The organism is Echinicola arenosa (genome assembly GCF_014841125.1).
Classification (GTDB): domain Bacteria; phylum Bacteroidota; class Bacteroidia; order Cytophagales; family Cyclobacteriaceae; genus Echinicola; species Echinicola arenosa.
In genome coordinates this window covers 645,597-668,076 of sequence record NZ_JACYTQ010000001.1, presented here as the reverse complement: position 1 = coordinate 668,076, position 22,480 = coordinate 645,597, and the positions used below count along the sequence as shown (strand labels likewise).

Sequence of the window (22,480 nt, the reverse complement as noted above, 5' to 3'; positions counted from 1 at the left end):
TTATTTTACGTTAGCTTCCAGGTAGCTTACAGCCTGACCTACAGTACCGATTTGCTCTGCTTGGTCGTCTGGAATAGAAATGTTGAATTCTTTTTCGAATTCCATGATAAGCTCTACCGTGTCAAGAGAGTCAGCGCCAAGATCATTAGTGAAGCTTGCTTCAGGAGTAACCTCAGATTCTTCTACGCCTAATTTATCCACGATAATGGCTTTTACTTTTTGTGCAATTTCAGACATTTTGTGATTAGTTTAGTTAAAACACTCCGCAAAGAAATATATTTAAAACATTAATGTCAAAAAAAACCGTTAACTAAATTTAAGATATTCCCCTGAAACATTGAAGTTGGGAGAATATTTTTAATTTTGTTTTTTTAAAATCCTTCCTTCATGAGGAAAACAAAACTCCAGGTAGAACATCATTTCGAATTTGATCTTTTGGGTCTAGTAGCTCCTCTGAAGGACTATAAGATGGCCTGGGTGATCAATAGTTCCTTGGGGATTAGGATGACCAAAGGAAGGGACTATGAGCTGGAATTTCTTAATCAGCCTGATTTGATCATTTCACAGTTTATCCTTGAAAAAGAACATGGGTTTATTCAGTTATTAAAGAACCGTTCCTTTTCAGATTCGGGACAAACACTGTATCTTGTGCCGGAATTGAAAATTATGGATTACTTTCTGCTCTTTCAGGACTTCACCCAAGAAATCAATCTGAATGAGTTTATGGATCAATTGTCCCAGAATAAGTACATCCATAATGTAGTAAAATTAGATGTGTCAAAAATTAAATCTAAAGAGAACCTATTAACCTATTAAATAATATAAAACAAAAATGAAATTACCCGTTTTGAATAAAAAGACTAAGATTTTGGCTACAGTTGGGCCGGCTTCTAACAACGAAAAGACGCTTATAGACTTGGTGAAAGCTGGTGTAAATGTGTTCAGGTTAAATTTTTCTCATGGCAATCATGAAGGACACGCAGAAGTAATCAGGTTAATCAGAAAAATCAATAAGGATTATAATTTGAATGTGGGGATTTTGCAGGATTTGCAAGGTCCAAAAATCCGTGTTGGAGAGGTGGAGAATAACGGTGTTGAAATCAAAGAGGGCGAAGCAATTACCATTACCAATGATCCTGTTGTGGGGACTTCTAGCTTAGTAAGTACTGTGTATCAGAATCTACCACAAGACGTAAACCCAGGTGACAGGATTTTGATCGATGATGGTAATTTGGAATTATCGGTGAATAATACTGACGGTAAAAATGTAAACTGCACGGTTGTTCATGGAGGTATTCTAAAATCAAGAAAAGGTATCAACCTTCCTAATACTAAAGTAAGTGCTCCATCTTTAACTGAAAAGGATAAAGAAGACTTGATTTTTGGTTTAGAGAATGAAGTAGACTGGATAGCACTTTCTTTCGTAAGGTCGGCTGAAGATATTGTAGATCTGAAGAACAGGATTGAAGAAGCAGGTAAGGATTGTAAAATTGTTGCTAAAATCGAGAAGCCTGAAGCATTAGATAATATCGATGAGATTATAGAGGTGACCGATGGTCTAATGGTTGCTCGTGGTGATTTGGGTGTAGAAGTGCCGATGGAGATGGTACCACTTTGGCAGAAGAAATTGGTGGAGAAGTGTAAGCTAGCTTGCAAGCCTGTAATTATAGCTACCCAAATGTTGGAAAGCATGATTCAGAATCCTCGTCCAACTAGAGCTGAAACAAATGATGTGGCCAATGCGGTATTGGATGGAGCTGATGCAGTTATGCTTTCCGCGGAAACAGCATCTGGAGCTTATCCGGTACATGCAGTAAAAGCGATGACAAGTGTGATCAGATACGTTGAGGATAATTCTGATATTTACCACAACCTGTATAAGATCAGTGAAGATGAAAATACTTTCTTGAGCAATAACCTTATCCTTATGGCTTCAAGGTTATCAAGAAATGTGAAAGCAAAAGCCATAGTAGGTATTACTGCATCTGGATTTACTGCTTTTAGAATAGCTTCTCACAGGCCTTTTGCTAATAACTTTGTGTTTACTAGAAATAAGACCTTGATTACCCAATTAAGTCTTGTGTGGGGAGTAACTGCTCATTACTTTACTGGTGAGCAGATTTCTACTGATGAAACATTTACTTACATTCAAGATGTATTGAAAGATCAAGGGCAGGTTGAAGCTGGAGATATCATTATCAATACGGCTAGTATGCCACTGAAGGAAAAAGGAAGAACAAATATGTTAAAGCTTCATGTCGTGGAGTAAAATTCATTGAATTTTCCAAACTAAAAAGGCTTCCCCGAGGGAAGCCTTTTTAGTTTGGTCCTATCGGTTTAACCATGATTACATTTTCTTTATCTACCATCACAGCTCCAGGGGCTGATCCCTTTACTTTTCTTACATATTTGCAAGGGGTATACATGACAGCTGCCAATGATTCACTTTTGCTTTTTGAATAATAAGCGGCTAGTTCTGCGGCTCTTTCCACTGTTGTTTTTGAAATACTATGACCAGCTTTGTGTTTGATAAGGACATGGGATCCTGACACATCTTTGGCATGCAGCCATAAGTCTTCTTTCCATGCATACTGCCTTAATAATTGGTCATTGGCCTTAGCGGATTTTCCTACCAATATTTCAAATCCATCTATTTCAAATCTTTTGAAAGGTAAAGTTTCTTGCTTGTCCTTTGGTTTGCTAAATAGTTGGTTCGATTTTGTGAATTCCCTTAAGTCTTTGAACCCATCTATTGTGAGCAGTTCCTTCAAAAGCTCACTCAACTCCAAAAAATGGGACTCTTTCTCTTCCAGGTTTTTTTCTAATTGTTGTATTTCGATTTTCCGGTTTTTTGATTTTCTATATAGATTTTCAGCGTGTTTCTGAGGAGAAGTGCCTTTCTTAAGCTGTACGGTGATTTCCTTATTTTGATAGAAATCAAACAAGACTACTTCCTGAGCTCCCTGTGGGATTTGGTGGAGGTTGGCCATTATTATATCCGCCGTTTGACTGGGGGGAGCACTATGCTGAAGTTCTTTGAGTTTGGCAGATGTTTTTTTGATATAGGCTTCAGTTTTCTTTTTTTGCTCTTCTAAGGCTTTTGAAATAATGTTTTTTTCTTTTTCAAAGGCTTGATAGATTACCGCATATCGGAAATACTCATTGCATGCTTCGATCGGGTTGTGGGTAGAAAATAGTGCATTTTGTGCTGGAAGTAAGGTGAGTTCATACTGGTTGTTTTCAAGGATAATGCTAAATAATGGAGCGCTAAGCATGTCTAGCATTTCTTCCATAAGCTGCCATTTTTCTGCTATCGAAGCTGTAATATATCCTTTTGATTTTAACCAACTTCTGGGGATTTTTCCCAAAGTGGGCATGAAGCTAGCCGCATTTCCATCTAATAAAGCAAAGCGTTCATATGAGGTTTCCAACTCTCTTTCAAGCGAAGCAATAAGTTGATTCTTGTCTTCCTTTAATTCATTCCGAAAGATTGTATTGGGTAATGCTTCAATGGATGGGTAAAGAAGCACGTTACTTCTATTTCCATGTAATTTGAAAAGAAGCAATCTTCCGGAGTGAAAGGTTAGGGTGAATGCTCTTTCATTTGACAGTGCTTGTATAGATTTTACAGAGTCACCAATAATCTCCTGAAATATATCAGCACTGTTTTTCTTACTTCTTTTGTATTCATCTGGGAAGCTTAGGCAAGTGTTGGAGGGATTTAGATTAGCTCTAATATAAACTTCAGAAATATCATCAGTAAAACCCATTACCAACTCGTCTTTGTTTTGGGAAAAGCAAACAACCAGGTCTTTGTTGGCTAGTAATGTATCTAGTTCAGGACAAAGGAATTTTAGGAAATGGTAATTTAAATGCATTGGTCAAAGGTAATCTTAAGCCCATCATGGGCAAGGAAAACATTTTCCGGTAAATCTTTCTCAATATCTGCATGAATTCCAAGTCTATGGCTGATATGGGTTAGATAGGCCTTTTCTGGTTTTATGATCTCAATTATTTGTAATGCCTCAGCGAGGGTGAGATGCGACAGATGTTCTTTTATTTGAAGTGCATTAAGCACTAGTACTTTTGTGCCTTTGATTTTTTTCAATTCAACTTCGGAGATGTATTTGGCATCAGTGATGTAAGTAAAATCATGAATGCGATAACCAAAAACGGGAAGTTTATAATGGAGCACTTCAATAGGACAAAAAGTAGTTCCGAGTACTTCAAATGGCTCGTTTGAAATTTCGTGAGTGATTATTTGGGGAACACCGGGGTATTTCTTGGGAGAAAAAACATAAGAGAATTCCTTTCTTATTTGATCCAAGACAGGTTTAGTTCCGTAAATTGGCATGTCCTTCATTTGCATGAAATTGAAAGGACGTATGTCATCAAGCCCCGCAGTGTGGTCTTTGTGCTCGTGAGTATAAATTATGGCGTCCAATTGTTTGATGCCCTCTCTGAGCATTTGCATTCTAAAGTCCGGTCCAGTGTCAATGACATAACTTTTGTCTTTGATTTGGATGTGGATAGAGCTTCTAAGTCTCTTATCTCGGAAATCAAGAGATGTACATGTCCCGCAGTTGCAACCAATAACCGGAACTCCCTGAGAAGTTCCTGTTCCTAAAAAAGTAATTGTCAAAGCTTAAGTTCTGTTTGTTGAAGTTCGATATAGAAATCCTGGTTTTTCTTATTCTTGAACTCTTTTGGGTTAAAATTAAGTTCCTTCAGGATGTCAATAAGAGTATTTACTTTGCCTTCTAAGGTATAATACTTATTGACTATAACTACTTTGGTATCTTTCAATAAGCAATAACCGGATTTGAAATTGCCTTTTTCATATCGCAGCATATAGTCTGATTCCGCAAAAAGACTCTCGATTTTATCCAAGAAGGTTTTGGTATACTTTACAGCCATCTATACTTGATAATGAAGGATTATTTGTTCAAATGCTTTTTTACGGTAGATAGTAGTAAGTCATAATCTAGCGGTTTCTGAAGGTAATCGTTTAAGCCCGCTTGTTTGAAATCATCCAATGTATAGTTCTTATAGTTTCCGGTAATTGCTATCACAGGAATTTCGGATTTTTTAGGATCCGTAATTTTTCTGATGGCTTTTGTGCATTCGATTCCATCCATGGTGGGCATGTTGATATCCATCAAAATGAGGTCGAAGTCTTCTTTGTTTAATTTTTCAAGAACCTGTTTGCCGTTTTTTACTGATGTGATTTGATAATTCTCAAACATTAACACGTTTTTAGTCAGGTTGATAATAACAGAACTGTCCTCGGCTACCAATATTTTTTTACTTTCACTCATTTTTATGGTGGGTTATTTTATCTTTTAAATGGCTTTTAAAGATGTTTAGTTGATTCTGCAATGTTAAATAATCTTCAATAATATCTTCAAAATTTGTGTCTTTAATTTTTTGCTCAAAAATTCCAACATGCTTAAATAGTTGCTTGGCGCCTAATGTTCCGGAGTTACCTTTTAATATATGAAGTTTTTCGCCAATTTCTGAATATTTCTTAACATCAATAAGGTGTTTGATCTCATCTATCAGACATTCAGCTTCCTCGTCAAAGTCCTCATAGACCGTTTTGATATTGTCTAGTGTATTGTATTTCATCAGTTGAATCAGAACACTTTCGTCTAAAATGTCTGAAGTGAGTTGGTGGTTATCTGAGGAAGGAGCGTTGTTGTAGTTACTTAGATGTTGCTGGATACTTTCGAGTAATTTTTTAGGTTTAACAGGTTTGGCAATAAATTCATCAAAACCGGCAGAGAGGAAGTATTCATAATCAGTTTGGTCAGAATAAGCAGATATTGCAATGATCGGTGCATCCGTAAGTGCTTCTTCTTTGATGATTTTGAGCGCTGTAATTCCGTCCATCACAGGCATTTGTATATCCATTAAGATAACATGAAAGATATCTTTTTTTATTTTTCCGATTGCTTCGAGACCATTTTCTGCAGATTCAAATTCATAGTTATGACAAATGATGTTTTCGAGTACCTTCCTGTTTAGGTTATTGTCATCAACGATCAGAATCTTTTTGTTTTCCATGACCTATTATTTACTAATTTTGATCTAGCAATACATTGATAATAGTTAGCTTGCTTTGAAAGGGAGAAATAAATATTTGGTGGTAGTAGCAGGCCCTACAGCTGTAGGGAAAACTGAACTATGCATAAATCTAGCTAAAAAATTTAATACTGTGATTATATCTTCTGATAGTCGTCAGTTTTATAAGGAGACGGAATTGGGCACAGCAAAACCAAGTATGTCTGAGAGACAGGAGGTTCAGCATTTTTTTGTAGATAGCTTGTCGATTCACGATGATTATGATGTCAGAAAGTTTGAAAAAGATGCCTTGATTCTTTTGGAAGATGTTTTTCAAAAAAGTAATGTGGTCATTATGACTGGAGGTTCAGGAATGTATATTGATGCTGTTTGCAATGGATTTGATGATATTCCTGATATTAATCCAGAGATTAGGACTTCTTTGAATGAGTTGTATAAAAGTGATGGGATAGAAGCTATCAGAAATAAACTAAAAGAAGTAGATCCCGATTATTATGAACAAGTAGATATTCATAATCCCCAGCGGCTGATAAGGGGCTGTGAAGTTTCTATAGGTACAGGTAGACCTTTTAGCAGCTATAGAAATAAAAAGAGAACAGAGCGTTCGTTTCAAATAATCAAGATAGGTCTGGAAAGAGATCGTGAAGAGCTTTATGATCGCATTAATTTGAGAATGGATCTAATGGTTGAGACGGGACTCTTTGAAGAAGCTGAATCCCTTTATGTCTATAAAAACCTGAATGCACTTCAAACGGTAGGGTATACGGAAATATTTGGCTATTTGGCTGGTGAATATGATAAAGAGGAAGCGCTGAGGCTGCTCAAACGCAATTCTAGGAGATACGCTAAGCGTCAAATGACTTGGTTCAGGAGGGATGGGGATATGGTTTGGTTCCACCCTGATCAGTTCAATGAAGTTCTTGGATTTATAGAAAATCAGATAGGATTGTAACCAGAAACCTTTGCAACGAAGCTATAGGGCCTTTTTTTTATGAGTTCATTATATTGATGCCTTAAGAGTTTGGCTTTTCCAAAGGAACTTAATATCTCACTTGATTTATCTTTGTCCTTATCTATAAGCGAAGCAAGTTTTTCTAAAGTCGGAGTGTCTTCAGGTAACTTGTTGTTTTTCAGTAATAAAGAAAGGTGAACTAAGGCAGCTTTATATTGCTCTTTTTTGCTTTTTATACTGTGGTGTACCACCAAGACAAAGAGAAATATAAAGCCACCTAAAGTTAAAAATATTGGTACAAATCCCATTGATTAAATACTTAGGATTTCGATTAGTTTTAATGTGTCTTTGTTCAGAGGTTTGTCTTTGGTGATACAATCCTCAAAACTTGTGTAGACCACTTGGTCGTGAATAATACCAGCCATGCAGTTTTCTTTGCCATTGATTAACCCTTCTACAGCTGCCATGCCGCATCGGCTAGCGAGCATCCTGTCTTTTCCCGTTGGGCTTCCACCTCTTTGAATGTGGCCTAGCGTGGTTACTTTAAAGTCTTTGGTGTCATCGTTGATGGTGTCTTTGACTTTTTGCATGATCTCGGCAGCATTGCCTTCCTCGTCACCTTCAGCAACCACAATAACACTGGAAGTTTTGCTTTTTCTAGAACCTTTTAGTTTTTCTACTACCTCGTTTAAGGTTGTTTTTGTTTCAGGCACCATTACCATTTCAGCTCCTCCGCCTAAGCCGCATTCCACCGCGATATATCCACTATCACGGCCCATTACTTCTATAAAAAAGATACGGTCATGGGCCGCAGCGGTATCCCTGATTTTATCAATAGCTTCCAGCGCGGTATTAATGGCCGTATCGAAACCAATGGTGAAGTCAGTTCCATAAATATCATTATCTATGGTTCCGGGACAGCCAATAGTGGGAATACCAAATTCTTCGAAAAATATTTTTGCACCAGTAAAAGTTCCGTCCCCTCCGATTGCTACAAGTCCTTCGATCCCATGCTTTTTAAGTTGCTCATGGGCTTTTTGTCTTCCTTCTTTTGTTCTGAATTCTAAACTTCTGGCTGATTTTAAAATGGTGCCACCTCTTTGGACAATGTTACTCACAGCATGGGATTCCATTTTTGAAATTTCACCTTTGATCATTCCGTCATAGCCATACATGATTCCATAGACCTCTAAGCCATGGTAAATACCGGTTCTTACCACAGATCTAATACATGCATTCATTCCAGGAGCGTCACCTCCAGAGGTTAATACAGCGATTTTCTTCATTGGTTTATATAGGTTTTTTAGTTGGCTAAAATTAAACATTAATGAATGGAATTGTAATTAAAAAATTAATTCTTTTCGATTTTAGGTAGTGTTGATAGAGCGGGTATATATGAAATACATGAAAGTAGGTTTCTGTTAAATAAAATCAGGTATTAGGTGTTATTTTTAATAAACTGGTGATTTTTTTTGCAAATTGAAATACATTACTATATTTGCTATTCACACACATAGTAAAAATTTTATTTTGCAATAATTGAACAATAATGAATAAAGTTTTGTGTATTTTGAACCAACATTTTTGAATTTCATAATACTCTAAAAGACGTTAATTGAGACTACTTACTAATTTCACATGAGAAAAACTCTACTCTTAACAATTATTGGAGTAATGTTTATCACCTGTACCTTCTCGCTATCCACCAACTATATAGCAGGGGTATCTCCAGTAATTACTACGACACCTGGTTTCACTGAATTTGAAGCTGGAAAGGGGGCTGTGACCATAGACGGAGGGGTTACAGTTTCAGACGCAGACTCCGATAAAGCCTCTAAGGCGATAGTTAAGCTTAGCAATCACCCTGATGGTGGAAATGAATTTATCACTATTGATCCTGACGTGGTTGATTTGGCTAGGGATTATGGGTTGACCGTTAATTATGATTTTACAAATGGGGAGCTAAGCATAACAGGGGAGGCTGATTTGGAAGTCTATCAAATGATTCTTCAAAAGCTAACCTATAATAACGTATCTGTGGTGCCCAATTCCGAGGATAGAATTGTGATTTTCACTATAACTGACATTGACGGAAATGTTAGTGAAAGTAAAAGTCGAATTATTAGAATAAAAAATATACAAGCAGTAATCACCAATGTTCTCGTTTCTGAAAATGACTTGTATGGAATAGACCAGACCATTCAAGTCACTTTTATTTTTAACAAACCGGTTTTTGTAAAGGACGGCACACCTTCTTTGCCTATCAATGTAGGGGGTAAGGAGGATAAATTGTACTATGACTCTGGATCAGGGACAAATAGGCTTGTGTTTATCTACAAGGTTCAAGAGGGGGATTTAGATAGTGATGGAGTGGTGATTACACCTGAGATATTACTTGAGGGAGCTTCAATTGCAGATAATGTGGAGGAAGCAGCTGACTTAGCCATAAGTACTTTTCCTGATACTTCTGGGATTTTAGTAGATGGTATCAGACCTTATGTAACTAAGATAGTATTACCTAAAGATGGAGTGTATGCCATATGTGGAGAGAATAAATTAGTTTTTCATTTAGTGCTGAGTGAAGCTGTTAGTGTATCTGGAGGTGATTTTGTTTTGGCTATTACCTTGGACTCAGGGGATGTGCCTGCTGTATTTGATTTAGAAGCAAGCACTGAAACTGATTTGGTTTTTAGTTATGAAATTAAAGGGGGAGATTCTGAAGCAGATGGAATTGAGATCAAATCACTAATATTAAATGGAACTTCCATTTTGGATGAGGCAGGAAACGCTCTGACTGACCTTACTTTTACTAAAACCGAAGATCTTGTAGAAAATAATATCACCATTGACGCAACGGCACCAGATGTTCCAGTAGTAACAGGTGTTACACCTGATTCCGGAAGCTCGGTGGATGATGGTATTACGAACACTGCCGCCCTACAGATTTCAGGTACGGCAGAAGCCGGTATGTCTGTAAAGGTTCTTGTTAATGACGATGAAGTAGGTGAAGTGACAACAAATGCTGAAGGTAATTGGAGTTTTGATGCTACAAGTCTTGATCTTAAGGAAGGTAGCTTCGAAATAACTGCGAAATCGGTAGATGGGGCATGTAATGAGAGTGATGGAAGTGAGCCTTTTGGATTAATTATCGATATGACAGGACCTGTGTTAAAAGGTATGGATAAGGTAGTTAAGTTGGGAGAAGATGGCACAGTAACGATTACTCCTGATAGGATAATAGAATCCGTTTCAGACAATTTTTCAACTTTATCAGAGATAGGGCTTTCTTTGAATAATGATACTTTTACTTGTGATCATGTGGGGGAAAATGAAGTGGTCATCACTTCAACCGATTTAGCTGGGAATGAAACTACTACAATAGTAAATGTAATGGTTGAAAGTGATGAAGCTCCTGAATTTGTAATTCAAGATGTGAATTTGGAGCTAGGAGATGAAGGGACAGCAGAATTGAGTTATGAAGATATTGTTACAGGGTTTAGTGCAAGCTGTGTAACAATGGATCAATTTAGCTTTGCATTAAGCGAGAGTTCATTTGGCTGTAGTAACATTGGGGATAATCTAATCACATTGTCAATTTCCTATCCTGATGGAGAAGTGTTAAAACATGATGTAACGATTAATGTGTCAGATAAACTGGCTCCGACTGTGAATGGAGTAGAAGAAAATATTGATATATATGTTGGGGAAAGTGGAGAGTATGTCCTTGAGGACTATTTAGATATCCTTGAGATTTCTGATAACTGCGGTCTGGCGATGATTAACCAATCCCCTGCGAGAGGGACAGTGTTAAGTGGTTACAATGAGCCTTTTGAAATAGCCATCATGGCTATGGATGGAAGTGGGAATGTTACTGAGTTTAAGTTTACCATTACTTTAAAAAGTAATGTCATAGAATCAGTGGCTGAACCAGAGGAGATTTCAGTGAAATGGGGGACTTCGATAGAAGATGTGCCATTACCGGATCAGGTTGAAGTAGTTACAATTTCCGGAGAGAAAGTCATGGTAAATGTTAACTGGGATATTCAGGATTACAATAGCTTAGAGCCTAATGTCTATCAGAATTTCGGTGATTTAGACCTCACGGGCAGTGAATATACTAATCCATCAGAACTGCGACCAAGTGTAACCATTATTGTTTTAGAAAAGGAGCTTCCTACAGATATTCTACTTAGTGAAGATGAATTTTCAGTAGAAGATGACCCAAATGCACCACTTGGTATTTTAACTACGGTAGACCCTGATGATGATGAGCATACTTATTCATTGACCGGGGACCATGCTGATGAACAGTATTTTTACATTTTGGGCGATCGATTGTTTTTTGACCCTGCACAAATGCCGGATGATCAACACGAGTATACCATAACTATTTCTAGTACTGATAGGGTTGGAAATGTGATCACCAAAGCATTTATGATTACTAGGACCAAACCAGAATTGAATGATTTGAATATCCCTAATGTGTTTAGCCCTAATGGAGATGGTATTAATGATGAGTGGGGCATCAGGGCATTGCAGTTTTATGATGATGTAAAACTTATGGTCTTCGAAAGAAGTGGGAAAATGGTGTTTGTCACATTTGACCCTAAAGATCGATGGGACGGGCGATATGAAGGAATAGCTATGCCGGTAGGTTCCTACTATTATGTAGTAGAGCTGGGAGGTGGGCAAAAAAGAAGAGGGATGCTCACCTTAATCAGAAATTAAATAGGCTTTTGTGCTAAAAAGAAGAAGACATGAAAAAGATATTTATATTATTGATCATCATTTTACCCTTGAGTTTGGTCAGAGTATCTGCACAGAGTAGAAAATATATCAGCCACTTTAGTTCTTTTCAGAGTTATTACAACCCGAGCTTGGTGGGGTTGGAGGGAAGTAGTGCCAAAAGTGTGGTGCGGAATCAATGGAATGGGATTCAAGGCGCTCCGAAAACTGTTTTTGGAAGTGTGGAAGGTGACTTTTCTCAAATAAACGGAGTTGATAGTGTTGGAGCTATTGGTCAAAATGCCATAGGGGTAGCCATTATGTATGATAAACATGGCCCATTTACAGAAACAGAATTATTGCTTAATTATACTTCTAGAATTCAGCTTTCGGAAAAGCACCATCTTGGTTTGGGAGCGGGTATAAAGTATATGAATACTGAACTAGATGGGAATGCTTTGACACCAGAGCAATCAGATGATCCGTCTCTGGCAAAGTATATGGGAGGGTTTGCTGAAATGAAGTATTTTGATTTTAATGTAGGGATATCATTGATCCATAAAAATTATTACGTAGGATACTCCATGCAAAACGTGGCTTCAGGTAAAATTTCCAGTGGAGATGATTTCTATGCCAAAAGGCCTCCAATTTATAACCTTCAGGCAGGGTTCAGAGGAACGGTAAGCGAAAATGTAGGTTTGGTCGGAAATGTTCTATACAGGCTTCAAGAAGATTTACCTTACAATGCTGAATTTAATTTTAAGGCATTGTTTATGGATAAGGTTTGGTTAGGTGTTGGACACCGGGTTGATTACTCTACGAGTTTACAAACAGGCTTTGTAATGGACAGATTCAGTGTTGGGTATATTTATGAAGTTTCTACCAGAAGTCAAGCCAAAATGTATGGAAGTACACACGAGTTTATGGCATCCATCAGGTTATTTAACAAGACTGATAAGGGGATTTTTGGAATGTGGTAATGTTTTGGAATTGTCCCAAATGGAAAAATCGTATTCTTCGAATACGATTTTTTTTATATTCGTACAAAATTAGACAAAAATAGATTCAATCTGCAATAGATTTTATGTATTGTAAAAAGCATTTATTTTGATGTTTAATGCTTTTTTATATATTTGTTTAGTTTTGTTTACAGCTTAATCAATTTGGAATGCAAGCCTATTGGACAGGAGGCTTAAAATGTGTTTATACTATGAAATTTTTGGTGACTGGGTCAGCTGGTTTTATTGGTCATGGAATGTCAAGAAAACTTTTAACGGAGGGGCATGAGGTTGTTGGTATTGATAGTATTAATGATTATTACGATGTAGGTCTAAAGTTTGGAAGGTTAGAGGACTTAGGAGTTGCTAGCGAAGATGTTAAGGATCATGAAATAGTTATTTCCAGTACTTTTACGGGCTTTTCATTTATGAAAACCAAATTGGAAGATACGGATGTGATGATGCATCTTTTCGAAAAAGAAAAGTTCGATGTAGTTGTTAATTTAGCAGCTCAAGCAGGAGTGAGGTATTCTATTGAAAACCCAAGGGCTTATGTGGACGCTAATATTGTAGGTTTTTTGAATGTTTTGGAGGCTTGCAGACACCATAAAGTTAAACATTTGGTTTACGCTTCATCCAGCTCAGTTTACGGAGCCAATACAAAAATGCCATTTTCCACTTCAGACAACGTAGATCACCCAGTTAGTTTATATGCGGCATCCAAAAAATCCAATGAATTGATGGCGCATACTTACAGTCACCTGTATGGGATTCCCACAACTGGGTTGAGGTTTTTTACGGTATATGGCCCTTGGGGAAGGCCTGATATGGCTTTATTTCTTTTTACTGATGCTATTTTGAAAGGAAAACCTTTAAAAGTTTTTAACCACGGGAAAATGAAGCGTGATTTCACTTATGTAGAAGATATAGTTGAAGGGGTTTATAGAGCTTCTTTGCTTCCTCCAAAAAAGGAAGAAAAAGAAGAAGGTGCTACTTTTTACAAAGCGCCCTATAAAATTTATAATATAGGTAATTCTAAGTCGGAAAACTTGATGGATTTTATCCATGCGATTGAAAAGGCCACCAATAAAAAGGCTATTTTGGAAATGCTGCCCATGCAGCCTGGTGATGTTCCCGCCACCTATGCTGATGTGACTGAACTTTGTTCAGATACTGGTTATAAGCCAGATACTCCTATCCAAAAAGGAGTAGATGCATTTGTTTCCTGGTACATGGATTATTATAAGGAATAGTTTTAATATGAAAATTGTGTAGTTGTCTACTAAGGCATTAAATTTGTCTGTTAGTTTGGCTAAAAGGTAGTGGGGGTTAGATTAAAAGACAATTAAAATTTTCATGAAAAAATCAATTTTAATTACAGGTGGAGCGGGTTTCATTGGTAGTCACGTCGTGAAATTATTTGTTTCGAAATATCCTGAATACAAGGTGGTTAACCTGGATTGCCTGACTTATGCTGGAAATCTTGAAAACCTGAAAGAAGTAGAAGATTCAGATAATTATTTTTTTGAGAAAGTAGATCTTCTTGATGAGAACGGAATAGGGGAAGTTTTTACCAAGCATAGTATCACAGATGTCATTCATTTGGCAGCCGAATCTCATGTAGACAGGTCTATATCAGATCCATTGGCTTTTGTTAAAACAAATGTGATTGGAACGGTTAACCTATTGAATGTGGCCAAAGGACAATGGAAATCTGAAAAGGATCATTTGTTTTATCATGTATCTACAGATGAGGTGTATGGTTCCCTTGATGATGGTGGATTCTTTACCGAAACTACATCATATGATCCACAATCTCCTTATTCTGCTTCTAAAGCTTCTTCTGACCACTTCGTGAGGGCATATGCCAATACCTATGGATTGAGGATGGTAATCAGTAATTGTTCAAATAACTATGGTCCGAATCAGTTTCCAGAGAAGCTCATCCCGTTGTGCATTCATAATATTAAAAATAATAAACCACTTCCGGTTTATGGAAAAGGAGAAAATATACGTGATTGGTTGTATGTAGTGGATCATGCTGCGGCTATAGATGTTGTTTTTCATCAGGGTAAGCGAGGGGAAACCTATAATATTGGTGGTTGGAATGAATGGAAAAACATTGATATAGTCCAGTTGCTTTGTGAAATCATGGATCGGAAATTGGGCAGGGAAGCAGGAGAGTCTGAGAAGTTGATCACATTTGTACAAGATCGAGCAGGCCATGACCTAAGATATGCCATTGATGCGACTAAGTTGGAAAAAGAATTGGGCTGGAAACCCTCTTTACAGTTTGAGGAAGGGATAGAAAAAACGGTAGATTGGTACCTGGAAAATCAAGAATGGTTACAGCATGTAACCTCTGGAGATTATCAAGAATATTATAAAAACCATTACAAAAACTAGAAAATCTAAAAAATCGTAAAAAATCTTTTTGAATCATTAAAAGATACGAATAGCCAAAGAATCACTTTGGCTATTCTTTTTTGTTTTTTATACGCTAATTGCAGGATTTGGGTGATTGATTGCATCTTAAAGCCATTTTTAGATTTTCATAACTTATATATTTAAGTATATTTGATACTACTAAAAATCAACATAGCTTGGATGAAACACCTTTTGTCTGTTTTGGTTATAGCGCTTTTCTCCATCTCATGCGTTAGTAACAAAAGATTAAATTACCTTCAAAATTTACCGGGAAATGAGCCAATTGATTTGAATGAGTTTATCCCTTATGCTGATGTAGAATATGAATATATTTTGCAACCGTTTGATGTGGTTGATATAGACTTTGCTTCATCCGATGAAGAGCTTACCAAGGTTTTTGAATATCAAGGATCGAGAAATGCCAGAGGAGGAAACGGAGGAGCTTCAGGAGGAGGTGATATATTTTATTTTACGGGGTATTCCATCGATAAAAACGGAATGGTAAGAATCCCAAAGTTAGGATTGATTAAAATCGCAGGGTTGACAGAAGAGGAAGCTAGAAAGAAAGTGGAGTCAGAAATCAATGAATATTTTAAGGAGGAGGTCTTTGTAAGGTTGAGAACAGGGGGGATAAGGTTTACCACCTTGGGCGAGTTTTCCAATTCAGGTACCAAGACCATATTGAAAAACAGGGCCACTATTTTCGATGCATTGGCAATGGCCGGAGAGAGCAATATTTTGGCGAAGAAAAATGAATTGTACTTAATCAGGCAATATGATGGTGGGGTCAAAATTCATCAGATCAATCTTAACGATAGGGCTTTGCTAGCGTCTCCTTATTATTTTATTCAACCGAATGATATCCTTTATCTCCAACCAATGTCAATCAGACAGGTAGGGGATGCAAACAATATTACTTCTACCTTGACACTAGTGGTAGGGATACTTTCTTCTGTTCTGTTCATAGTGGCCATTACTCAAGACTAAGAGATGATAGACCAACAAGATATATCGAAGTTTGAGGAAGAGTCGAAACCCATTGATATTAAGTATTATATCATCAAATACTCAAGGTATTGGCCGATTTATATCATTAGTGTTTTGATGGCACTTACGGTGGCTTTTTTGTACCATCGTTACACTGTGGAGAGGTATGAAGTTCGAGGAAGTATTTTGATTAAAAGAAACGCTTCGCCTGAGGTTAGAATATTGGATAGATCCAATATTTTTTCTGAAATGAACAATATGGAGAACGATATTTTAATTTTTACCTCTAAAAACCTTGCCGCTGAAGCTTTGAAGAATTTACACTTCGATGTGAGTTATTTTGCTTCAACCAATATTAAGGAGGTTGAGCTGTACGACAAATCACCGATTAGGGTAAATGTAGACTGGGATCACTTGCAACTTGAAAATGGATTAATTCAGCTCACTTTGGTTGGTGAAGATGAGTTTGTCCTGAGCAGAGAGGAGAAAAGCATCGCCAATTATTTTTCCGCTAAAGCCAATGGTCCTGTAGATGAAAATATTATTGAGAAGAGGTATACATTTGGAGAAGTTATTGAGTCTTCCAATTCGAAATTTTCTATAGAGAAGGTAAAGAGCATGAGAGTTGGGGATAAGCTTTCTTTTGTGATACATAATCCATCTGCTTTGATTGATCATTATTCCGATGCAGTTTCGGTAAGGCCCCAAAATAATTATGGGTCTGTGCTTCAAGTGACTTTGGTTTCTACTGTGGTAGAGAAAGGAAGGGATTATGTGAATGCCTTAATGGATGCCTATATTCAATACGATTTGAGGGAAAAGAACTTGATATCTGAGAATACCTTGGAGTTCATTGATGAGCAGATGTTTATTGTAGAAGACTCCTTACGGTCTGCAGAAAGAAGGATGCTCAACTTCAAAGTAGAAAATAAGCTGCTCGATTTGGAATCCGAATTTGGTGGTGTTTTAGGTAGGATTCATGTTTTGGAAGGCCATATTCAAGAATTGGAGTTTGAGTTGGGTTATTATAATTCCTTGAAATCATACCTTGAAAACAGATCAGAGGATTACGGTGAAATTTTGGCTCCATCTATGATGGGTATTTCTGATGGCTTGTTGAACGGCATGACCCAAAGCCTAATTACCATTTCAATGGAAAGAAGGAGATTGCTTTCGACTGTAAATGAGAACCATCCCGACGTCGAAAAACTGAATGATCAGATTGAAAGATTGAAAGAAAATATTTTTGAGAATATCAAAAACCTTGTGGCTAATACAGAGGAAAAGAAGCGGGAAGCAGAATTGAAACTGGCTGAATTTGATAGAGAGTTTTCTAAATTGCCCCAAGCGGAATCAAGTTATACCAATATCTACAGGGAATATAAATTAAGAGAAAACTTATATAACTATTTGCTGGAGAAGCGAGCAGAGGCTGGCATTGCAAAAGCATCCAATGTACCAGATAACAGTGTGGTGGATTATGCTAGAAAAGGGAATCTGATCTTTCCGAAAAAATCACAGAATTATGGGATGGCACTGGGTTTAGGGCTTTTCATTCCATTGGGGATTTTATTGCTCTACCATTATTTAAATAATAGAATAATGGACCAGGTGCAATTGAAAACTGCTATCAGAATCCCGCTTTTGGGTACAATAGGGTATAGTGAGAGGGGAACCAACATGCTGGTGGCTGAATTTCCAAAAGCTATTGTTTCAGAATCATTTCGGTCAATTAGGTCGGCATTGTTCTACATTGCCAGTGAAAGAAAATGCAAGCGGATTTTGGTTACCTCCAGTGTTTCGGGGGAAGGGAAGACATTTGTGAGCTTAAATATCGCCTCGGCTATGTCATTGAGCGGCAAAAAGACATGTGTCATAGGAATGGATCTTAGAAAACCAAGGATAGCTCAATATGTAGGGGTAAGTAATAAAAAAGGTCTGTCCTCCTATTTAGTGGATAAGGCAACCAAAGAGGAGATTGTTCATCAAACCAAGTATGAAAATCTTTATTTTGTCCCTTCTGGACCAATACCTCCCAATCCTGCTGAGCTACTTTTGAAAAATAAACTTGAAAATTTCATCAATGAGCTTGAAAAGGAATTTGATGTGATTGTTATGGATACACCTCCTTTGGCTTTGGTGTCTGAGACGATGGACTTACTAAGGTTTTCAGACGTAAATCTTTACATTGTTCGTCAAGATTATACGCAAAAAAAATATCTTTTGATGATAAATGACTTATATGAAAATGATCAAGTTAAAGACTTTTACTGTGTATTTAATGGATTGAAAGCTGGTGGTGATGTGTATGACTTTGGTGGGTACAATTATGGCTATGGCTATAATTATTCCTATATCAGAAAAAACAAATATACTGGTAACTATTATGAGGAAGATGCCCATCCAAAATCAGAGGCTTGGTTAAGTCGTCTGATAAGTAGGCTAAGGGGGTGATGTTTTAAAGATTTGATTGTTCCAAAACTTCAATAATAGCTTTTGCCTTAAGAAGACATTCCTCGTATTCATATTCTGGATTTGCGTCATAGGTAATGGCGCTTCCCGCGGCAAAATAGAGGTGTTTTTGTTTTGTGTCAATGATGATACTTCTTATAATAACACTGAAGTCAAAATCCCCATTTTCATTTATATAACCAACCGTTCCTGAGAACCAACCACGCTTAAAATCTTCGTATTTTTCTATAAGTTCCATGCACTTTATTTTCGGAGCTCCTGTCATGCTACCCATCGGGAAAGTGGCTGCGATGATTTCTTCAAACGTAACCCCTGATTTAAGGGTAGAGGATACCGTTGAGATCATTTGAGAAACCTGTTTAAAAGGATAAATGCCAAACAGTTCGTCTACCTTAATGGAGCCAGTCGCAGACACTTTAGAGAGATCGTTTCTCATGAGATCTACAATCATCAAGTTTTCAGCTTTTTCTTTTTCGCTGTGTCTAAGAGTGTTTTGAAGTATTTTATCCTCTTCTGATGTCTTTCCTCTTTTTATGGTTCCTTTAATGGGCTGAGCAATGATTTTATCATTCTTTCTTTGAATAAATCGCTCTGGTGAAGCTCCGACTAGATAAAGTTGGTTAGCCTTAAAAAAACTGCTAAAAGGCATGGGGGATTTACTTCCAAGATCTTGAAATAAACGCACGGGGTCTAATTCCTTAAAATCGGCGTTAAAAGAGATGCAATAGTTCAGCTCGTAAATGTCTCCTTCCCTGATGTGCCTTTGGATTTTTTTTATGTTGTTGAGGTATTGCTCCTTTGAAGTCCTGATGTGGATAGGTCCTATTTGGAATGGCTTTCTATTAAGTCTATTATAAGTGATTTCGTCATGGATTTTATTGGGTGTTTCATGCTCAATGATAACATAATCGTCAAAAAATCTAATGGTAAGTTCAGAGGTGAAAAATAAACTTTCAGGACAACTGACAAGGGCTTGATTTTGGCTATGCAGTCTTTCAAACTTATTTTTCAAATCATAATTGAAAATCCCCGCTTTTGGCCCTGAAATTTTGGACAATTGATTCCAATCGATCTCATGATTTCCGGCAAAGAGAACATGATCAAACCCTCCATTAGGGTATGGGATGTCGTTTGGATTGTGATAGGAAACAAATCTGAAATGTTCGCAAACATAGGCAATTGACTTTTCAGCCCATTCAGTAGGCAGAGGGTATTTCTTGGCACTGTTATCAATCATGCCTTAAAATTAAAGGAAAGGGCATAAAAAAAGAGGAATTCGGCAGAATTCCTCTTTAAGTTTATTTGGAGGTAGTCGCTTAGTTAGCTTTGATTTCAAAACCAACGTTTACAGTATTGTAGATGAACTTATCTTTCGCCTTGTCTACAGCCGAGCTTTCATCATTGTAGGACAAACCCCAGTCAGTTCTGTCAATGTTAAAGCCTGCTTTTGCAGATATAGCTCCATCTTGTATAGAAACAGCTGCAGGGAATTTAATGTTTTTAGTGGTGCCTCTCATGGTTAGGTTTCCACTGATCCAATGAGTAGGATTCTCAACCATTTGCTCGCTTAGGGTGTTAGGTGTAAATTCTGTTTCAAACTCTTCTTTGTCTTCGATATTACTGCCTGCTACGAAAGGTTCTACAGATGTAACCTCAAAGGTGGCGCTTGGATAGTTTGCTACATCGAAAAAGTCAGCAGAGTGAAGGTGTCCATGAAGCTTGCCATAGCTGTCGCTTCCTTCTTCCATGTCTTCAATCTTAAGACCAGTAATGTCAAAGGTAAAAGTACCGCTAGTAATGGCATCTCCTTCAATGCTGATTTCACCACCAGTTACCGGGATTGTGCCAAAGTGTTTTCCAGCTGGTTTAAAACCTGTCCATGATACAGCACTTTCTGAGGTGTTGACACTAACTGTTTTGCCAGTGGCTTCTGCTACTTCTTGAGCTTCTGTGGTTTCTACTGTTTCGCTTTTTTGGCCACAAGCAACAGCCAAAAGCACAGTAGCAAGTAATAAGCCGGTTGTTTTAAATAGTTTCATAATCGATTAATTTAGAATGTACTGAATTTATGTGTATATACATTGAAATTTAAAATTAGGAAAAAAGGTTCAAAATGTCATTAAAAAATCTAGTTTTGAATATTAATTTTATTAGAAAAAATTGAAGTATAGTTTATTGCGTTATTATGGCTTTGATAAAGGAAATAAACGGAAAATATCCCCAGATGGGTAATGATTGTTGGTTGGCGGATAATGCTACGGTGTTGGGAGATGTAATTATGGGAGAGGAATGCACTGTTTGGTTTAATGCAGTAGTTCGAGGAGATGTTCATGAAATCAGAATAGGTAGCCGTACCAATATCCAAGATGGAGCCATCATCCATTGTACTTATCAAAAAGCAGGTACCTATATTGGAAACAATGTTTCTATAGCCCATAATGCTATTGTGCATGGTTGTACCATCCATGATAATGTTTTGATTGGAATGAATGCTGTAGTAATGGATAATGCGGTGGTTCATAGTGGTGCCGTGATCGCAGCAGGTGCTATAGTTTTGGCAGGTACCATTGTTGAAGAGAATAGTATTTATGCAGGCATTCCGGCAAAAAAGGTGAAAGATACGGGAGATGAAATGCTTGAAGTAATCAAAAGAACTGCAAAGAATTACCCTATGTATTCAAAATGGTATCAATAAGCAAGTACCTGCAACGTATTATTCTATTCGTTTAAGGTAAATAGGGTAGTTAAGAATTTGATTAATTTTCTTGACCTATTAATTGGAGAATTAAAGTTTATCAGGTTATTGTTTTTTTAAAATTTAGCTTTTGACACTGTTATTGGGCGTTTTTGGAAACTGTAGATCAAATAGAACAAGGCAGGTAAAATGAAAATGCTCCCAATGAGCAATGCCATGCCTAAGCTGAAAATAGTTGCCTCACCAGCTGCCATTTCTTCCAATGTCAAAGTCATTCCCTTCAAGATGATAAAGTCTGGATGTTGGCTAGCAAAAAGAGTTAATAAGATCATGGTAATCTGAAAACCAACCAAAATTCTAGGCCAATATACTTTTTGCTTTTTCAACAAATACCAAGTAATAGGAAGTGATGTAGTAGCCAATGCCAAAGCTATAAAGCCAACAGGATGTTGCGACAATTGTTTGAATAGCTGTATTCCTTCGAACTCACCAATCAAAAAGACCACAGCGCCCATTATGACTGTGAGGATGTTCATGCGAAAAGCTTTCTTTCTAAAGAGGTTTCTGTCTTCATCTGTTGTAGCTTCTCCTATCAGGTAAACAGCTGCTAGAAAACCACATATGATAACGGTGAAAATCCCAATACTTAGAGGAAATAGTCCTGTCCAAGGTAAGATATATGCGGATAGAAAGTCTGGCGCTTCCGTGTCAATTCTTCCTGAAATTACTGTACCTGCCAAGATGCCCAGAAAAAAAGGTGTCATAAAAGAAGAGTAGACAAAGATAAGATTGTACACCTTCTGGAAATGATCTTTTACTGCATCATAATGCCTGAATATAAAAGCTGTACCTCTTGCAATAATTCCAATCAGCAATAAGGATAATGGAATATGCAAGAATAGAGATACCGTCGTATAAATTTCCGGAAAGCCCACAAAAAGGATTACAATGGCAATGATCAGCCACATATGATTGGCTTCCCAGATTGGGCCTATTGCCTGATATGTAAGTAAGCGGGTTCGCTCCTTTTGTGAACCTCCTGCAAATAACTCAATAATCCCTGCACCAAAATCAGCTCCACCAAAAAGAAGGTAAAATAATAGCGATAAGTATAAGAATGCAATAACTACATAGAGCATG

The 22,480-nt window shown here is 37.2% G+C and carries 21 protein-coding genes; 10 read left to right on the top strand and 11 right to left on the bottom strand.

Features of this window, described 5'->3' with window-relative positions; genetic code table 11:
- Positions 1–237, bottom strand: coding sequence for an acyl carrier protein (locus IFO69_RS02570; RefSeq protein ID WP_010855324.1), 237 nt, complete (start codon positions 235–237; stop codon positions 1–3).
- 150 nt (positions 238–387) lie between these two features.
- Between IFO69_RS02570 and IFO69_RS02565 the strand changes: the two genes are divergently transcribed.
- Both IFO69_RS02565 and pyk read left to right on the top strand, forming a co-directional pair.
- Positions 388–816 carry an IPExxxVDY family protein gene (locus IFO69_RS02565; RefSeq protein ID WP_192007835.1) on the top strand — a complete coding sequence of 143 codons (429 nt, stop codon included), beginning with the start codon at positions 388–390 and terminating at the stop codon, positions 814–816.
- Positions 817–832: 16 nt separating this feature from the next.
- Positions 833–2,269, top strand: coding sequence for a pyruvate kinase (pyk, locus tag IFO69_RS02560; RefSeq protein WP_192007830.1), 1,437 nt, complete (start codon positions 833–835; stop codon positions 2,267–2,269).
- Positions 2,270–2,318: 49 nt separating this feature from the next.
- Here pyk and IFO69_RS02555 read toward each other — a convergent pair whose 3' ends face one another.
- The 5 genes from IFO69_RS02555 to IFO69_RS02535 are packed head-to-tail and all read right to left on the bottom strand — an operon-like array spanning position 2,319 to position 6,066.
- Positions 2,319–3,878, bottom strand: a complete 1,560-nt coding sequence (locus tag IFO69_RS02555) for an NFACT RNA binding domain-containing protein (RefSeq protein ID WP_192007821.1) — start codon at positions 3,876–3,878, stop codon at positions 2,319–2,321.
- On the bottom strand, positions 3,869–4,642 hold the full coding sequence (locus IFO69_RS02550; protein WP_192007817.1) for an MBL fold metallo-hydrolase: 774 nt from the start codon (positions 4,640–4,642) through the stop codon (positions 3,869–3,871). Before IFO69_RS02550 ends, IFO69_RS02555 begins: the two co-directional genes overlap by 10 nt.
- Complete coding sequence (locus IFO69_RS02545; RefSeq protein WP_192007813.1) at positions 4,639–4,917, bottom strand: hypothetical protein; 279 nt, start codon at positions 4,915–4,917, stop codon at positions 4,639–4,641. The genes IFO69_RS02550 and IFO69_RS02545 overlap by 4 nt, the downstream gene beginning before the upstream one ends.
- Before the next feature lie 20 nt (positions 4,918–4,937).
- Entirely contained in the window at positions 4,938–5,318 is a 381-nt protein-coding gene (locus IFO69_RS02540; protein WP_192007809.1) for a response regulator, read from the bottom strand.
- Positions 5,311–6,066, bottom strand: a complete 756-nt coding sequence (locus IFO69_RS02535) for a response regulator (protein ID WP_192007806.1) — start codon at positions 6,064–6,066, stop codon at positions 5,311–5,313. The genes IFO69_RS02540 and IFO69_RS02535 overlap by 8 nt, the downstream gene beginning before the upstream one ends.
- Before the next feature lie 55 nt (positions 6,067–6,121).
- On the opposite strand from IFO69_RS02535, the gene miaA reads away from it, so the two are divergent.
- Positions 6,122–7,036 carry a tRNA (adenosine(37)-N6)-dimethylallyltransferase MiaA gene (gene miaA / locus IFO69_RS02530; protein ID WP_192007798.1) on the top strand — a complete coding sequence of 305 codons (915 nt, stop codon included), beginning with the start codon at positions 6,122–6,124 and terminating at the stop codon, positions 7,034–7,036.
- On the opposite strand, the gene IFO69_RS02525 is transcribed toward miaA, so the two are convergent.
- Positions 7,021–7,344 carry a hypothetical protein gene (locus tag IFO69_RS02525; protein ID WP_192007794.1) on the bottom strand — a complete coding sequence of 108 codons (324 nt, stop codon included), beginning with the start codon at positions 7,342–7,344 and terminating at the stop codon, positions 7,021–7,023. The two genes, miaA and IFO69_RS02525, sit on opposite strands and share 16 nt — an antisense overlap.
- 3 nt (positions 7,345–7,347) lie before the next feature.
- Positions 7,348–8,322 carry a 6-phosphofructokinase gene (gene pfkA, locus IFO69_RS02520; protein WP_192007791.1) on the bottom strand — a complete coding sequence of 325 codons (975 nt, stop codon included), beginning with the start codon at positions 8,320–8,322 and terminating at the stop codon, positions 7,348–7,350.
- A gap of 352 nt (positions 8,323–8,674) precedes the next feature.
- On the opposite strand from pfkA, the gene IFO69_RS02515 reads away from it, so the two are divergent.
- The 6 genes from IFO69_RS02515 (at position 8,675) to IFO69_RS02490 (ending at position 18,627) form a co-directional block, all read left to right on the top strand.
- Complete coding sequence (locus IFO69_RS02515; protein ID WP_192007779.1) at positions 8,675–11,764, top strand: T9SS type B sorting domain-containing protein; 3,090 nt, start codon at positions 8,675–8,677, stop codon at positions 11,762–11,764.
- A gap of 29 nt (positions 11,765–11,793) precedes the next feature.
- A complete protein-coding gene (locus IFO69_RS02510) occupies positions 11,794–12,741 on the top strand; it encodes a PorP/SprF family type IX secretion system membrane protein (RefSeq protein WP_192007774.1) in 948 nt (315 codons plus the stop codon).
- 230 nt (positions 12,742–12,971) lie between these two features.
- Positions 12,972–14,012: an NAD-dependent epimerase gene (locus IFO69_RS02505; protein ID WP_192008954.1), complete on the top strand. Its 1,041-nt coding sequence runs from the start codon at positions 12,972–12,974 to the stop codon at positions 14,010–14,012.
- A gap of 103 nt (positions 14,013–14,115) precedes the next feature.
- Positions 14,116–15,165, top strand: a complete 1,050-nt coding sequence (gene rfbB / locus IFO69_RS02500; RefSeq protein WP_192007768.1) for a dTDP-glucose 4,6-dehydratase — start codon at positions 14,116–14,118, stop codon at positions 15,163–15,165.
- Between the two features lie 201 nt (positions 15,166–15,366).
- Entirely contained in the window at positions 15,367–16,173 is an 807-nt protein-coding gene (locus IFO69_RS02495; RefSeq protein WP_192007763.1) for a polysaccharide biosynthesis/export family protein, read from the top strand.
- 3 nt (positions 16,174–16,176) lie between these two features.
- Positions 16,177–18,627 (top strand): GumC family protein, encoded by a 2,451-nt coding sequence (locus tag IFO69_RS02490; protein WP_192007758.1) that lies wholly within the window; start codon positions 16,177–16,179, stop codon positions 18,625–18,627.
- Positions 18,628–18,631: 4 nt separating this feature from the next.
- On the opposite strand, the gene IFO69_RS02485 is transcribed toward IFO69_RS02490, so the two are convergent.
- Complete coding sequence (locus tag IFO69_RS02485) at positions 18,632–19,882, bottom strand: anthranilate synthase component I family protein (RefSeq protein WP_192007747.1); 1,251 nt, start codon at positions 19,880–19,882, stop codon at positions 18,632–18,634.
- A gap of 79 nt (positions 19,883–19,961) precedes the next feature.
- Entirely contained in the window at positions 19,962–20,684 is a 723-nt protein-coding gene (locus IFO69_RS02480; protein WP_192007741.1) for a YceI family protein, read from the bottom strand.
- A 146-nt stretch (positions 20,685–20,830) separates the two neighbouring features.
- Between IFO69_RS02480 and IFO69_RS02475 the strand changes: the two genes are divergently transcribed.
- On the top strand, positions 20,831–21,340 hold the full coding sequence (locus tag IFO69_RS02475) for a gamma carbonic anhydrase family protein (RefSeq protein ID WP_192007735.1): 510 nt from the start codon (positions 20,831–20,833) through the stop codon (positions 21,338–21,340).
- 116 nt (positions 21,341–21,456) lie between these two features.
- On the opposite strand, the gene IFO69_RS02470 is transcribed toward IFO69_RS02475, so the two are convergent.
- A complete protein-coding gene (locus tag IFO69_RS02470; RefSeq protein WP_192007732.1) occupies positions 21,457–22,479 on the bottom strand; it encodes a cytochrome d ubiquinol oxidase subunit II in 1,023 nt (340 codons plus the stop codon).
- Between the last annotated feature and the right edge of the window lies 1 nt (position 22,480).

Coding starts and splice junctions, on each gene's coding strand:
- IFO69_RS02495 (WP_192007763.1), top strand. CDS start 15,367: ATGAAACACCTTTTGTCTGTTTTGGTTATAGCGCTTTTCTCCATCTCA.
- IFO69_RS02540 (WP_192007809.1), bottom strand. CDS start 5,318: ATGAGTGAAAGTAAAAAAATATTGGTAGCCGAGGACAGTTCTGTTATT.
- IFO69_RS02505 (WP_192008954.1), top strand. CDS start 12,972: ATGAAATTTTTGGTGACTGGGTCAGCTGGTTTTATTGGTCATGGAATG.
- IFO69_RS02480 (WP_192007741.1), bottom strand. CDS start 20,684: ATGAAACTATTTAAAACAACCGGCTTATTACTTGCTACTGTGCTTTTG.
- IFO69_RS02525 (WP_192007794.1), bottom strand. CDS start 7,344: ATGGGATTTGTACCAATATTTTTAACTTTAGGTGGCTTTATATTTCTC.
- IFO69_RS02565 (WP_192007835.1), top strand. CDS start 388: ATGAGGAAAACAAAACTCCAGGTAGAACATCATTTCGAATTTGATCTT.
- IFO69_RS02570 (WP_010855324.1), bottom strand. CDS start 237: ATGTCTGAAATTGCACAAAAAGTAAAAGCCATTATCGTGGATAAATTA.
- IFO69_RS02545 (WP_192007813.1), bottom strand. CDS start 4,917: ATGGCTGTAAAGTATACCAAAACCTTCTTGGATAAAATCGAGAGTCTT.
- pyk (WP_192007830.1), top strand. CDS start 833: ATGAAATTACCCGTTTTGAATAAAAAGACTAAGATTTTGGCTACAGTT.
- IFO69_RS02515 (WP_192007779.1), top strand. CDS start 8,675: ATGAGAAAAACTCTACTCTTAACAATTATTGGAGTAATGTTTATCACC.
- IFO69_RS02490 (WP_192007758.1), top strand. CDS start 16,177: ATGATAGACCAACAAGATATATCGAAGTTTGAGGAAGAGTCGAAACCC.
- rfbB (WP_192007768.1), top strand. CDS start 14,116: ATGAAAAAATCAATTTTAATTACAGGTGGAGCGGGTTTCATTGGTAGT.
- IFO69_RS02470 (WP_192007732.1), bottom strand. CDS start 22,479: ATGCTCTATGTAGTTATTGCATTCTTATACTTATCGCTATTATTTTAC.
- IFO69_RS02485 (WP_192007747.1), bottom strand. CDS start 19,882: ATGATTGATAACAGTGCCAAGAAATACCCTCTGCCTACTGAATGGGCT.
- IFO69_RS02555 (WP_192007821.1), bottom strand. CDS start 3,878: ATGCATTTAAATTACCATTTCCTAAAATTCCTTTGTCCTGAACTAGAT.
- IFO69_RS02475 (WP_192007735.1), top strand. CDS start 20,831: ATGGCTTTGATAAAGGAAATAAACGGAAAATATCCCCAGATGGGTAAT.
- pfkA (WP_192007791.1), bottom strand. CDS start 8,322: ATGAAGAAAATCGCTGTATTAACCTCTGGAGGTGACGCTCCTGGAATG.
- IFO69_RS02535 (WP_192007806.1), bottom strand. CDS start 6,066: ATGGAAAACAAAAAGATTCTGATCGTTGATGACAATAACCTAAACAGG.
- IFO69_RS02510 (WP_192007774.1), top strand. CDS start 11,794: ATGAAAAAGATATTTATATTATTGATCATCATTTTACCCTTGAGTTTG.